10 protein-coding genes and 1 pseudogene are annotated in these 13,400 nt (G+C 77.2%); all 11 read right to left on the bottom strand.

The features are described 5' to 3' along the window. Positions 1 to 153: 153 nt before the first annotated feature. The 11 genes and pseudogenes from ACF089_RS17750 to ACF089_RS17700 all read right to left on the bottom strand — a co-directional run bounded on the left by ACF089_RS17750 (position 154) and on the right by ACF089_RS17700 (position 13,330). The gene (locus ACF089_RS17750; RefSeq protein WP_392027228.1) at positions 154 to 1,926 is read right to left on the bottom strand and encodes an ABC transporter ATP-binding protein; all 1,773 of its coding nucleotides are present in this window, start codon (positions 1,924 to 1,926) and stop codon (positions 154 to 156) included. A 38-nt stretch (positions 1,927 to 1,964) separates the two neighbouring features. Next, positions 1,965 to 3,704 (bottom strand): ABC transporter ATP-binding protein/permease, encoded by a 1,740-nt coding sequence (locus ACF089_RS17745; RefSeq protein WP_392027117.1) that lies wholly within the window; start codon positions 3,702 to 3,704, stop codon positions 1,965 to 1,967. Then, complete coding sequence (locus tag ACF089_RS17740) at positions 3,701 to 5,095, bottom strand: nitroreductase (protein WP_392027115.1); 1,395 nt, start codon at positions 5,093 to 5,095, stop codon at positions 3,701 to 3,703. Before ACF089_RS17740 ends, ACF089_RS17745 begins: the two co-directional genes overlap by 4 nt. 16 nt (positions 5,096 to 5,111) lie before the next feature. After that, positions 5,112 to 6,488, bottom strand: coding sequence for a YcaO-like family protein (locus ACF089_RS17735; protein WP_392027226.1), 1,377 nt, complete (start codon positions 6,486 to 6,488; stop codon positions 5,112 to 5,114). A gap of 5 nt (positions 6,489 to 6,493) precedes the next feature. Next, entirely contained in the window at positions 6,494 to 7,951 is a 1,458-nt protein-coding gene (locus ACF089_RS17730; RefSeq protein ID WP_392027112.1) for a CocE/NonD family hydrolase, read from the bottom strand. Further along, the gene (locus ACF089_RS17725; RefSeq protein ID WP_392027110.1) at positions 7,948 to 9,189 is read right to left on the bottom strand and encodes a hypothetical protein; all 1,242 of its coding nucleotides are present in this window, start codon (positions 9,187 to 9,189) and stop codon (positions 7,948 to 7,950) included. The genes ACF089_RS17730 and ACF089_RS17725 overlap by 4 nt, the downstream gene beginning before the upstream one ends. 101 nt (positions 9,190 to 9,290) lie before the next feature. Further along, a complete protein-coding gene (gene amiA / locus ACF089_RS17720; RefSeq protein ID WP_392027107.1) occupies positions 9,291 to 9,434 on the bottom strand; it encodes a streptamidine family RiPP in 144 nt (47 codons plus the stop codon). An 85-nt stretch (positions 9,435 to 9,519) separates the two neighbouring features. After that, positions 9,520 to 10,336, bottom strand: a pseudogene (locus ACF089_RS17715) (ABC transporter ATP-binding protein). Further along, complete coding sequence (locus ACF089_RS17710; protein WP_392027105.1) at positions 10,333 to 11,340, bottom strand: FecCD family ABC transporter permease; 1,008 nt, start codon at positions 11,338 to 11,340, stop codon at positions 10,333 to 10,335. Before ACF089_RS17710 ends, ACF089_RS17715 begins: the two are co-directional and overlap by 4 nt. Then, the gene (locus ACF089_RS17705; RefSeq protein ID WP_392027102.1) at positions 11,337 to 12,356 is read right to left on the bottom strand and encodes a FecCD family ABC transporter permease; all 1,020 of its coding nucleotides are present in this window, start codon (positions 12,354 to 12,356) and stop codon (positions 11,337 to 11,339) included. Before ACF089_RS17705 ends, ACF089_RS17710 begins: the two co-directional genes overlap by 4 nt. Then, positions 12,353 to 13,330: an ABC transporter substrate-binding protein gene (locus ACF089_RS17700; RefSeq protein ID WP_392027099.1), complete on the bottom strand. Its 978-nt coding sequence runs from the start codon at positions 13,328 to 13,330 to the stop codon at positions 12,353 to 12,355. The genes ACF089_RS17705 and ACF089_RS17700 overlap by 4 nt, the downstream gene beginning before the upstream one ends. Positions 13,331 to 13,400 lie beyond the last annotated feature (70 nt).

The following is a 13,400-nucleotide window of genomic DNA, read 5'->3' as shown; positions in this document are numbered from 1 at the left end:
GCGATTGAGGACGGACCCGCACCACAGGACCCCGCAGCCAACCGCACCACCACACCGGGGCTCCGCCCCACACCCCGCGCCCCAAACGCCGGCGAGGCTGAGGGGTTCCACAAGCCCGTCCGGCGATTGAGGACAAACCGAACCCGAGAGGCATCACGCCCCCTCGCCCGCGGAGCGCCACAGCACGCGCCGGAACGCGCCCGGCACCGCGGACAGCTCGCTCCACACCCCTTCCTGCGCGACGCGCCCCGCCTCCAGGACGGCGACGCGGTCCGCGCGGCGGATCGTCGCGGCGCGGTGGGCGATGACGACCTTGGTGCAGGGGGGCAGACCTGCCGCCAGTTCCGCGTCGCCGACCCCGTCGAGGCGTGCCGTCGTCTCGTCGAGCACCAGCACTCTCGGCTCCGTCAGAAGCGCCCTGGCCAGCGCCACCCGGGCGCGCTGGCCGCCGGACAGGGTCGCACCGCGTTCGCCGACCGGCGTGTCGTACCCCTGCGGCAGCGCCCGTGCGACGGCGTCGACCCCGGTGGCGGCCGCGATCTCGTGGAGCCGCAGCTCGGTCGCCGCGGGCGCGCCGAGGCGCAGGTTCTCCGCCAGCGTCCCGTGGAAGAGCGGGGCGTCCTGGCCGACGACGGCCACCGCGCCGCGCAGTTCCCGTTCGGAGATGTCGCGGAGATCCACGTACTCCCCGTTCTCCGCGACCAGTTCGACGCTCCCCTCGGCCGGGTCCCAGAACCGGGCGATCAGATGCGCGCAGGTCGACTTGCCCGCGCCGGAGACCCCGATCAGGGCCACCGTCCGTCCCGCCGGGACGAACAGATCCACCCCGTCGAGCACGGGAGCCCCGCCGTAGTCGAAGCGGACGCCCCGCAGCCGTACCCCGAGCGGTCCGGGCGGAACCGGCTTCGGCGAGGAGGGCTCGGGCGCGCCGGCGGGGGCCCCGGCGGCGGCGCCCACCCGGGCCGCGGCGGCCCGCAGCCCGCCCGCCTGCCCCAGCGCCGCCGCCGCGTCGGCGACCGGCGCGAGCACCCCGAGGGCGAGCGCCATCGCGGCGGGCGCCCAGGCCCCGGGGACCCGCGCGGCGGCGACCGCGACCACCGCCACGACCGCCGCGACCACCAGCAGATCGCGGATCGCGGCCGCGTCCGCCTCCCAGGACTGCTCGGCCCGCTGGGCCTGTCCGAGCCGGCGGCCGAGCCCCCGCAGCCGGGCCCGCCGCCGCTCCAGCGCGCCGAAGGCCAGCAGTTCCCGCAGTCCGTCGACGCTCTCGACCGCCTCGGCGGAGAGCCGGGCGGCCGCTTCCCGGGTGCGGGCGGCGCGTTCGGCGCGCCCGCGCCCCTCCAGCAGCGGTGCGAGCGCCAGCAGTGCGGCGGCCGGCAGTACGGCGGCGAGCAGCCACGGCTCCACGGCGGCCAGCACCAGCGTGCCGCCGCCGAACACCGCCCCGGTCGCGAGGAGCTGGGCCACGGCGTGCGCGTAGAAGAATTCGAGCGCCTCCACGTCCCCCATCGCGGCCGACGCGAGGTCCCCGCTGCGCCGCCCGTCGATCCGCGCGGGCGCGCTGCGGGCGAGCCCGTCGAAGACGCGGACCCTCAGTTCGGCCAGGACCCGGTAGGCGAGGTCGTGCGAGAGGTCCATCTCCCACCAGGTGGCGAGCGCCCGCAGCAGCACCAGTCCGACGAGCGCGGCGAGCACTCCGGGTCCCGGCGCGGCGGAGTCGATGACCGCCGTCCCGACGGCGTGCGCGGAGAGCGCGACCAGCGCGGCGAGCGCGGACTGTCCGACGAGGGCGGCGCAGACCGTCCGTACGGTCATGCCGCGGTGCGCCCCGAGGACGGGCAGCAGACCGCGCAGGGCCCCGGCCCGGGGCGGCTCGGGCTCCGGGCCCGGCTCAAGGCCCGACTCCGGCTCCAGGTCCGGATTCACGTCCGGATTCACGTCCGGGTCCGGGCGGTTCGTCGTGCTCACGCGGCCCGCACCGCCTCGACCAGCCGGGCGTACACGCCGTCGCGGGCCAGCAGGTCCGCGTGCTCGCCGACCGCCTCGACCCGTCCGCCGTCGAGGACGACGATCCGGTCGGCGTGGCGTACGGAGGCCAGCCGGTGGGCGACGACCAGACAGGTCCGCCCGCCCGCCGCCCGGATCAGCTCGCGTACGATCCCGGCCTCCCGGTGCTCGTCCACCGCGCTGGTCGCCTCGTCCAGGACGAGGACGGGCGCGTCGGCGAGCAGCGCCCGGGCCAGGGCGAGCCGTTGCCGCTGTCCGCCGGAGAGGGTGGAGCCGCGTTCGCCGACCACGGTGGCGTATCCGGCGGGCAGCCGGAGTATCTCGTCGTGGACGCCGGCCGCCCCGGCCGCCGCGTACAGCTCGGCGTCGCTCGCCCCGGGCCGGCCGAGCCGGATGTTGGCGGCGACGGAGTCGTGGAAGAGATAGGTGTCCTGGGAGACCACGGCCGTCGCGCGGCGCAGCGCGTCGAGGGAGTACGCGGTGGTCTCGGCCCCGCCGACCCGGATCCGTCCGGCGTCCGGGTCGGCCTGACGGAGCAGCAGCGCGAGGAGGGTCGACTTGCCCGCGCCGGAGGGGCCGACGATCGCGGTGGTGCGTCCGGCGGGGGCGGTGAAGGAGACGTCGGCGAGCGCGGGCCGCTCCCCGCCGGGGTGGGTGAAGTCCACGTTCTCGAAGCGGATGTCGGGCGGGCCGTTCCAGTCGGCGCCGAGGCGTCCCTCGTCGGGGACGGCGTGCGGGGCGGTGCGGAGCCGGGCGATGCCGTCCGCGGCCGAGACGCCGAGATAGCCGGAGTGCCAGGCGCGGGAGAGGTCGCGTACGGGCCGGAAGCACTCGGAGGCCAGCAGGAGCAGGAGATAGGTCCCGGCGGCCGTGGCGCCCGGGCCCGCGGCGGATCCGCCGGAGGCGGCGGTCGCGCAGGCGAGGAGGACGGCGGCCAGCGTCCCGCCCTGGACGGCGAGATCGGTGATGCCGGTGTCGACGAGGGAGACCCGCAGTTTGGCGACGGTGGCCCGGTGCAGCTCGCCGGACCGCTCCTCCAGCCGGGCCCGGACCCGCCCCACCGCGCCGGCCGCGCGGAGGTCGGGCATGCCCTGGAGGGCCTCCAGATAGTCGGCGGCCAGCGCCTCGTACGCTCCCCAGTGCTGTCGGCCGCGCCGCGCCAGCAGCCGGTCCCACCAGCGGGGCGCGAGGAGCGCGAGCACCAGCGCGGGGGCGAGGACGGCGGCCGCCCAGGGCTCGACGAGGGCGGTGGCGGCCAGCAGCGGCAGGGGCAGCGCGCAGGTGACGAGGGCCTGGGGCAGATAGCGCGACACATACGCGTCCACGCCCTCGACCCCGTCCACGAGCGTCGCCCGGACGGCCCCGGCCCGGTCCCCCGCGCTGTCCGGCGGTCCGGTGCGGCCGAGGCGTACGAGGAGTTCGTCGCGGAGCGCGGTGCGCACCGCCGCCCCCGCGTCGACGGCGACGGTCCGCTGCCGGCGGGAGAGCGCGGCCCGGATCAGCACGGCGGCGAGGACGCCGCCGAGGAGCGCGGGGAGCGCGCCCGTACCGCCGCGCGCGATCCCGGCGAGGGCGAGGGCGAGCAGGACGGCCTGGGCGAGATGGGTGAGGGCGACGGCTCCGAGCAGCCCGGTCGCCAGAAGCAGGGGCCGGCGGGCGGTGCGTGCCGCGCGCAGCAGCTCCGGGTGGAGCATCATGAGGTCTCTTCTCCTGTGGTGGTACGAGGGGCGGCGGCCGGGGTGCGGCGGCGGCCCAGGGCGAGCCCGTGGATCACCCAGTCGCGCCCGGGCTCCCCGCCGAGCGCGGCCCCGAGGTCGGCCCGCTGCCAGGAGCCGACGGGCCGGGACGCCGTTCCGAGGGCGGCGGCGGCGAGTTGGGCGTGTCCGACGGCGTGTCCGGCGAGCAGATGGTCGCGGCGGATCCGGGCGGGGCCCGCGTCCCGGGGGCAGCCGTACGCGAGGAGTACGGCCCCGGCCCCGGTGAGCCAGCCCTGCCCGGCGGCCCAGACGGCGAGGGTGGGGAGCACCTCGCCGGTGGCGAGCGTCCGGGGCGCGCCGTGCTCCGTGCCGATCAGTCCGGGCGCGTCCCGGCCGCCGACGGCCAGGCACCAGCGCGGCCCGTCGGCCGGGCAGACGGCCTCGGCGGCCTCCAGGACGGCCAGGAGGGTCTCGCGGTTCGGCGGCGGGGCGCCGGAGCCGATCTCCCCGGGGTCGGCGCTGCGCCGCCGGAGCGGCGGGGACGTCGCGGCGGGGGGCCGGGCGCGGGCCCGGATCCACTCCGCGCCCCGGGCCCCCGCGACTTCGCCGAGGACCCGCCGGGCCTCGGCCAGATCGCCGGGAGCCCCGTCGTCGGGCCGCTCCTCCGGCTCGGCCGCCCGGTCCCGAAGCTCTCCGCCCCGAAGCTCTCCGTCCCGAAGCTCCGCCTCCCGAAGCTCCCCGTCCCGAAGCTCCGCCTCCCGAAGCTCCCCGTTCCAAAACTCCGCGTCCCGGAGCTTTCCGTCCCGGAGTTCCCCCGCCCGAAGCTCCCCGTCCCCCGTCAGCCGCACCGCCGCCAGCGGGAAGCGCATCCCCTTCGCCGGATCGCCCGCGAAGGACGCTCCGACGCACCATGCCGGGGCCGGGGACCCGGCGGCCGGAGCGCCCTCGGCCGCCCGGGCCGCCGTCACCAGGCCCGCCGCCGCGTGCCCCACGTCCAGCAGCACCAGCGGCCAGCCCCGGTGGCCGTAGTGCGACACCGTCCGCTCCGGGCGCGCGCCGAGCAGCGCGAACGCGCCGCCGCGCGGGACCGGATCCGGCGCGCCGCCGAGCCCGAGGAGGAGATGGCGGCCGGGGTCGTACCCGTACCGCCCGGGGCGCACCCCGAGCCCCGCGCCCAGCAGCAGCCGGGTCTCGACCGGGTGGAGCGCGCCCGCCGACGGGACGGGGCGCAGCCGGCCGCCCGCGAGGGAGAGCCGCAGCAGGCGGTCCAGCGCGGGCGGTACGGGGAGCGGCTCCCCGTACGGCTCCGGCGGCGGCCCGGCGGCGAAGTCCGGTCCGGGGACCTCCGCCGATCTGGTCCGGGCCAGCGCCCGGCGGAGATACGACGACATCGCGATCAACCCGCTCTCACATGTGCGGCGGCGGTACGAGGGTGAGGTCGCCGGGTCCGTTCGGCGGCTCGGCGCGCCAGCCGCGCGCCACGGCGGCCTGCCCGAAGCGGGGGCAGCCGAAGTATCCGAAGGCGGCCGGGGCGTTGGGCACCAGGCCCGAGACCAGGACCCGGGCCACCCGCAGGGGCGTCTCGGCGACGTCCTCCGTGGTCAGGTCGAGGGTGATCACGCGGTGGCCGCCGGCGGCGAGACGCGCGTCGAGGGCGGTCCGGTCGCCGGGGGCGACGGCGTCGACGCCGACCACGCCCAGCTCCGGCCGGGTGAAGCGCCGGGCGAGCGGCGCGGTCCTGGGGTCGAGCCAGACCTGGACGTGCGCGCCCAGATCGCGTACGGCGGCGAAGTCCGTTCCGCAGTCGTCGAGATAGCGCCGGTCGGGGCGGTGGTCGAGATAGAGCCCCCGGGCCAGCACGCCGGCGTCGATCGCGCGGAACACCCAGCCGTCGGCGTCGACCGCGCCCTGGGTGAAGACCCAGGTGTGGACGGCCTCCAGCACCGCCTTGCGGGCCGCTTCGGCCGGGTCGTACCGGCAGGCGAAGCCCGCCGCGTGGATCCCGCGCGCCGGGTCGTGGACCAGGGCGGCCATACAGGGCGCGAACTCCGACGGCAGCTCCACGATCCAGACGTCGAGCGCACAGCCTTCGAGGTCGCGGGCGAGCCCGGGCACGGAGGCGGGGTCGATGCCGCGCGCGGGTCCGTCGAGATGCCACCACAGCTCCAGGGCGTCGCGTTCGACGACTTCGAGGAGGCCGCGCTCGACGGCGTCGTCGAAGCCCTGGCCGGTGGCGATGCCCGCGTAGTTGAGGTGGTGGGTGCGGGGGAGGTCGCGCAGCGCGCCCTGCCGCCAGTTGAGGTGGGTGAGCGCGACGGGGGCCCAGCACTCCTCGGCGGCGGTCCCGGCGGTGCCGGCGGCCTCGGCGGCCCGGGCCCAGAGCGCCGGGGTGTCGGCGGTCAGGGGCCGGTAGGGGAAGCCGGGCCGCCGGTACTGCCAGTCGGCGTACGCGGGGAGGTCCCCGGGGCCGTACACCGTCCGTCCCTCGGCGAGGAGTTCGGCGGCGGTGGCCCGGCGAGGCGCGTCGGGGTGGCCGGGCGGGGGGATCCGATTGCCGCAGTAGCGTTCGGCGGCCTCGGCGACGGCGGCGATCCTGGCCCCGGCCGGATCGCCGAAGGTGGTGCCCAGCGAGACCCGGTCGGCGGGCCACGCGCCGAAGCGGCGGGCGTCGGAGACCTCGGCCGTCATCGCGGTGTAGCGGGGCGGCGCGCCGGACGGATGCGGTACGGGTCCGACCGCGCGGATCAGCCCGCAGACGGGGTCCACGAGGTCGTCGGGCGTCATCGGGGTCATGAGCACATCTCCTGTACGGGGTCGACGCGGCGGCCGGGTCCGGCGGGGAGCAGCAGCGCGCCGCCCGCCGGGTCCAGGCTCCGGCGGGAGGGGGCGAGCCGGGTCGCGGTCATCGGGTTCTCGCCGGTGTGGGGGTTGCGGGCGTGGGCCGGGAAGTGGTGTCCGGAGATCTCCAGCCGGAGCCGGGAGCCGGCGGCGATCCGGCGGGCGAGGGGGCCGAGCGGGACGGTGAACTCCGCCGGGCGGGCGGCCGGGTCGGCGCGGCGCGCGGTGCCGAGGGCGAGGAGTTCGGCGCGGCCCCGGGCGTCGAGGGCGATCAGCCGGACGAACCAGTCCGCGACGGGGGTGTCGGCGGTGGCGCGCAGCCGGGCCCCGGCCGGGCCGAAGAGGTCGAGCGGGCGGGGCAGCGGCTCGGAGAGGAGCAGGGCGCGGTCGGGGGCGCGGTGGGTCGGGACGTCCAGGCGGTCGGAGCGGACGGGGTGGTCCGGGTCGGCGAGGAAGTCGCCCCCGTGGAGGAGCCGCAGACCTCGGGGGTGGCCGAAGGGCCACGGGCGGCGGCGCCGGGGGCGGTCGGCCGGGTGCCAGTGCTCGGCGCCGCCGAGGGCGACCGCGCCGCGGCGGTCCGGCGTCAGCGTTCCGGCCAGGGCGGCGCGCGCCCAGCGGGCGTACAGCTCGCCGAGGTCGATCCGGTGGCCCGGGCGGGCCTCGGGCGCCGGGTCGGCGGTGAGGCCGTGGCCCCACGGGCCGAGGAGCAGCCGGGCGGGGCCGGGCCAGCCGTGCCACAGGCCCAGGGTGTCGGCGGCGAACGGGTCGCGGGCCCCGCCGACCGCGAGCAGGGGGGTGAGGGCGGCGCGGGCGGGGTGTTCGGGGCGGGCGGGGCGGTCGGCGTCCCAGAGGACGGGCCAGGACGGGAGGGCTCGGCCGAGCCGGTCGGGGAGACGGGTGAGGGGGAGGTGTTCGAGCAGACGGGGGTCCTGGGCGAGGGCGCGGTCGAGGGCGGCGGGGTCGGAGTCCGGGCGGTCGCCGTGGGCGGCCCACCAGCCGGCGCGGGCCAGCAGCCGTTCCACGCCGGAGGGCTCCCGGGCGGTCTCGGCGGGGCCGAGGGCGGGGACGGCGGCGATGACGGCGTCGGGCGCGCCGCCGCCGGCCGGGCTCCGGAGCGGGGCGAGGGCGCAGTGCGCGGCGTACGAGGCGCCGGCGGTGACGACCCGTCCGTCGCTCCAGGGCTGGGCGCGGATCCAGCGCAGCGCGGCGGCGCCGTCTTCCGCCTCGCCGGTGTACGGGTGCCACTCCCCCTCCGCCCCGTGCCGCCCCCGCACATCCTCGACGATCGCGGCGAACCCGCGCGCGGCCCAGGAGCGGGCCTCGGGGAGGTGGTGGCGGCTGCCGTAGGGGGTGCGGATGAGGATGGCGGGGTGAGGGGGGTGGGGGGTGAGGGGGAGGATGAGGGTCATGAGTGCGGGTTGGGCCCGGGTGGGGAGGGGATGGGGGTGGCCCCGGGCGGGGAGGCCGGTGGGGGGTTGAGCCCGTCCCCGGGCAGCGGGCCGCACGGGGTGACGGGGCCGTCCTCAAACGCCGGACGAGCTGAAAACTCCAAGCCGCCCACAGACGGCGAGGCCGCTGAAGAGGTAGGGCTGACCCCGGACCGGAAGACCGGAGGGGAATCGGGCCCGACCCCGGACAGCGGGCCGCACGAAGTGACAGGGCCGTCCTCAAACGACGGACGAGCTGAAAACTCCGGGCCCTCCTCAGGGGCTGAGTCGGGTGGGGGGTTGAAGGCCGGGCGGGCTGAGGGTGTGGGGGCGTTCTTGGAGGGATTGCGGGGTGGTGGGGTTGGTGGGAGGGGGAGGGAAGGGGGGATGGGGAGGATGGGGTGGGGGGTGAGGGTGAGGGTGGGGAGGTGGAGGTGGTGGAGGAGGCGGGAGGGGGGTGAGGAGGTCGCCCAGGCGATGAGGGCGGCGGTGAGGAGTCCCGCGGTCAGGGCCGCGGACGCGGCGGTGTGGCCGGCGCCGGGGCCCTCCGCGCTCGGGCCGCGCCAGTAGGCGTCGAGTTCGCGGTGGGCCGGGGTCGCGGCGAGGCGGCGGAGGCGGACGTCGGCGGAGGTGACGTCGCCGGGGGCGGCGGCGAGGGGCTCCAGCCAGACCTGGTCCCCCTCGCGGTGACACCGCAGCCAGGCGACGGACCGTTCGGGCAGCCGGTCGGCCTCGTCCCAGAGGCCGGGCGGCACGGGCGCGTCCAGGCACCACACCACGGCGGTGCGGCCGGGCTCGGCCGCGTCCCCCGCCAGGGCGGTCGCGAGCCGGGACGGATCGACGCAGCGGACCGCGCCGCGCTCCGAGCGGACACAGCGGGCGAGTTGGTCGGTGAGCACGCGGTCGCCGAGGAGGAAGACCCGGCGGCCGCGCAGCGCGCCGCGCTCCGGGCGGCCCGCCGCCAGGAATCCGGCCTCGGCGAACGCCGCCGTGAGCCGGGCGAGTTCGGGTCCGGGGCCGGGTCCGGGGCCGGGGCCGGCGGGGGCCGTTCCGCGTACGGCGGCGAGCAGGGCCGCCTCGCCGACGCCGCCGGTGTCGACCCGGAGGAACTCCCCGTCGGCGGTGCGGACCGCGAGTCCGGGCCCGTCGGGGCCGGGGACGGAGACCAGGGCGACACCGGCGGCGAGCCGTTCGGCGGCCGCCCGAGGCACGAGGGACACGGGGCTGCTCCATGAGGTCGGACGGTCGGGAGAGGGGCGGGCCCGCCCGGGGCGGGAGAGCGCTTCCGGGCGGGCCCTGACGAACGGCGGTGCTTCCGGGGTTACTTGTCGTCGGCGGCGATCGCGTCCACCGCGGCCTCGTCCCCGTCGAACGGGTTCTCCACGAGGGCGTTGGAGTGGGTGGCGGAGAGGTGGGCGAGCTGGCCCTGCTCGGCGATCGGGCTGAACACCTTGTGCTGCTCCATGAGTTGGATCTCCATTCATCGGATGTCGATACGGAAATCGCCCGCGCCCCGGCCGAAGCCGTCGGCGTGCGGCGCACCACAGACACTAATGAATATGATTTTCATTCCGCAAGAGCCAGGGGATCGTCCAGCGGGTGATCCGGGTAACACACCGGCCACCCGCCCTCGGGATCGCGCCCCACCCGCCCCGCCACTCCCAGCACATCGGCCAGCAGCCCGGGCGTCACCACCTCCCCCGGCGGGCCGTCCGCGACCACGACTCCCGCGCGCAGGGCGACGATCCGGTCGGCGAAGCGGGCCGCGTGCCCGAGGTCGTGCAGCACCATCACCACCGTCAGCCCGCGCTCCCGGCGCAGCCGCACCACCGTCCGCATCACCTCCAGCTGATGCCGCAGATCGAGATAGGTGGTGGGCTCGTCCAGCAGCAGCACCCGGGTGTCCTGCGCCAGCGCCAGCGCGAGACGCACCCGCTGGCGCTCGCCGCCCGAGAGGGAGTCCACGGGCCGGTCGGCCCAGTCGCCGACCCCGACGTCCGCCATGGCCCGTACGCACACCTCGTCGTCGGCGTCCCGGAGCATCCCGAGCGGCCCCCGGACGGCGTACCGCCCCTGCCGTACGAGCTGTCGTACCGTCATGCCCGGCACGGCGGGGGCCGACTGGTGCAGCAGGGCGACCTTGCGGGCCGCCGCCCGGCGGGAGAGGGCGGCGAGGTCGTCGCCGTCGAGCAGCACCCGGCCGGAGCCGGGGCGCAGCAGTCCGGCGCAGAGTCTGAGCAGGGTGCTCTTGCCGCAGCCGTTGAGCCCGATGAGGGCCACCAGCTCCCCCTGGGCGACGGTCAGCCCGACGCCGTCGAGGACTTCGCGGCCGGGGTAGCCGAAGCTCAGCCGCTCCACCTGGATCATGTCTCCTCCTTCAGGGAGCGGCGGGCCACCGCGAGCAGCAGCACCGCTCCCGCACAGGTCGTCAGCGCGCCCGTGGGCACGCTCAGCCGGTCGGCGTCGAGCAGCTCGGCCAGCAGCCGGGAGAGCCACTGGGACGCCGCGTCCGCGCCGCCGACCACGGACGCGCCGAGCAGGGCCGCGCCGGGGAGCGCGATCCGCAGATCGGCGCCGAAGAGCGCGAACGCGAGGTGCGGCACCAGCAGGCCCACGAAGCCCATCGCCCCGACGGTCGCCACCGCGCCGGCCGTCAGCGCCACCGCGCAGACCAGCGCTCCCGCGCGGGCCCGGCCGGTGCGCAGACCGGCCGCGGCGGCCTGGTCGTCGCCGCAGCGCAGCAGGGTCAGCGGCGCGGCGAGGGCCAGGGCGAGCAGGGTCCAGCCGGCGGTCCAGGGCCACAGCAGGTTCCAGTGCTCCCACACCCGGCCCTCGGTGGAGCCGACCAGCCACTGCACGACGCTGCCGAGTTCGCCCGGCGCGACCAGCAGCACCATCGCGGTGAGCCCGGAGAGCACCGCCGAGACGAGCACCCCGTGGACGGCCGTGCGGGCGGGGTCGGACTGCTCGCGGCCCGTCAGCAGCCACAGCAGTCCCGCGCCGGCGAAGCCGCCGGCGCAGGCGGCGGCCACCACGGCGGCCGGGGAGTGCCAGCCCGCGAGGCCGAGTCCGGTCGCGGTCACCGCGCCGAGGACCGCGCCGGGGGTGACTCCGGTGACCTCGGGCCCGGCCAGCGGATTGCGCAGGGCGGACTGGAGCACGGCGCCGGCCAGTCCCAGGCAGGCGCCGGCGGCGAGGGCGACCAGGGCCCGGGGCAGCCTCAGCCGCAGGACGACATGGCGGGCCATGGGTTCGCCGCCGCCGGTGAGCACCTCCCAGACCTGTACGGGGCCGAGCGCCCGCCCGGCGATCAGTCCGGCGCAGCCCACCGCCAGGGTGAGCAGGGTGAGTGCGATCAGCCGTCGTCTCACGCGCCCGCCGCCTTTCCGGTCCGTACCGGACGGGCGGGCTTCCCGGTCCCTACCGGACGGGCGCGACGGACCGGACGGTCCGGCCGTGCCGTCCGGAGCAGGGCGACCCCGGCGGGGACGCCGAGCAGCGCCGTCCACGCGCCCACCGGCGTCTCCACCGGTGCGAGCGCGAGCCGCGCGGGCAGATCGGCGCAGGCGACGATGAGCGCTCCCCAGGCCGCGGACCAGGGCAGCAGCCGTACGGCCTCGGCCCCGGGCCGCAGCCGGCGCGCCAGGTGCGGGGCGAGGAAGCCGACCCAGGCGACCGGTCCGCAGACGGCGACGACGGGGGCGATGAGGACCACGGTGACGGCGAGCGCGGCGAGCCGGGCGCGCCGTACCCGTACGCCCAGGGCGCGGGCGTCGTCGTCGCCGAGCCGCAGCACGGAGAGGACCGGGGCGCAGAGCACCAGCGCGGGGACGGCGAGCACCAGCCAGGGCCAGAGTCCGGTGACGTCGGACCAGGTCCGTCCGGAGAGACTGCCCAGCAGATAGCGGTAGATGAGCTGGAGGTCGAGCTGGTCGGCCAGCACCATCAGCACCAGCAGGGCCGACTGGAGCGCCGCCGCCACCGCCGCGCCGGTGAGCAGCACGGCGGAGGGGCTGCGGCCGAATCCGGCGGCGAGCAGGGTGAGCACCCCGCCGGCGGCGGCCCCGGCGATCGCGAGCAGCGGCTGAAGGACGAGCGGCACCGACACGGCGAGGACCAGCGGGGCGGCGACGCCCAGCGCGGCCCCGGAGGAGACGCCGAGCATCTCGGGGACGGCGAGCGGATTGCGCAGCGCCTCCTGGAGGACCAGCCCCGCCGCGCCGAGGCAGGCTCCCGCGACGAGCGCCAGCACCAGTCGCGGCAGCCGCAGTTCGGTGACGACGAACTCGCCCGCCAGTCCGGTGAGCGGGATCGGGGGCGTGCCGAGTCCGAGCCCGGCGACCGTCCCCGCCAGCAGCAGGCAGAACACCGCGAGCGAGCGGCTCATGCGAGTTTGGCCAGGGCCTCGTCGAGGACGATGCCGAGCGAGCGGGTGCCTCGCCCCTTGGCCCAGACCTCGGCGTCGACCTCGTACACCCTGCCGTCGCGGACGGCGGGGATACGGGACCAGAGCGGGTTCTTCGCGAGCTTCTCGGAGAGGCTGCCGTCGCTCGGGGCGCCGAAGGAGAGGGTCTCCACGAAGAGCACGTCGACGTCGCGGGCGAGGATCTCCTCCATGCTGTACGAGCCCTCCACGCCGCGGCTCTTCCAGGGGTAGTGGGAGAGCTTGGGGAAGAGTCCGGCGGTGACGTCGTTGCCGGGGGTGGCGACGCCGAAGTTCTCGTCGCCGCCGAAGATGATCAGGCTGGTGGCGTCGGTCCGGCGCTCCTCGGCGCGGGCGAGCTTGTGACGGAAGGCGCGTTCGGCGCGTTCGCCCTCGGCGGTGCGTCCGGTGAGGGCGGCGAGGCCGCGCAGATATCCGACGCTGTCCGTCCAGTCGCCGGGCTGCACGGGCCAGAAGACGGTGGCCCCCTCCAGCGCGGGCGCGAGCTTGCCGTGGGTGTCCTTGAGGCCGATGACCAGGTCGGGGCGGTGGGAGAGGATCGCCTCCGCCTCCGGGCTGAGGAAGCCGCCGGGGACGGCGGGTATCTTTCCGGCCTTCTTCGGGCCCAGGAACTTCGGGTGGGCGAGGAGCGCGGAGTTGGTGGCGACCGGGGTCATGCCCAGTTCGGCGAGCATGTCGTCGCAGAGGGCGACCAGGCAGACGACGCGCTTCGGGGGCCGGGGGGTGTGGACGGTGACGCCCCGGACGTCGGTGATCTTCCGGGCGGGTTCGATCGGGGCGGCGCGCGGATCCGTCCGCACGGGCTTGCCCGCGCCGCCGTCCTCACCCCCGTCCGGGCTTCCGCAACCGGCCAGCAGACTCCCCAGCACCAGGGCGGCGGCCCAGCGGCGGGCGGACATCAGCGCTCTGTTCGACATCGGCTCTCTCTCACTCGGAACGGAAACACGTGGGCCACATGATAATCATTACCAATAAGATGTTCTGTCC

It is taken from the genome of Streptomyces sp. NPDC014894 (assembly GCF_043080985.1).
In the GTDB taxonomy this organism is placed as follows: Bacteria; Actinomycetota; Actinomycetes; order Streptomycetales; family Streptomycetaceae; genus Streptomyces.
This window is presented reverse-complemented; position numbering and strand designations above follow the sequence as displayed.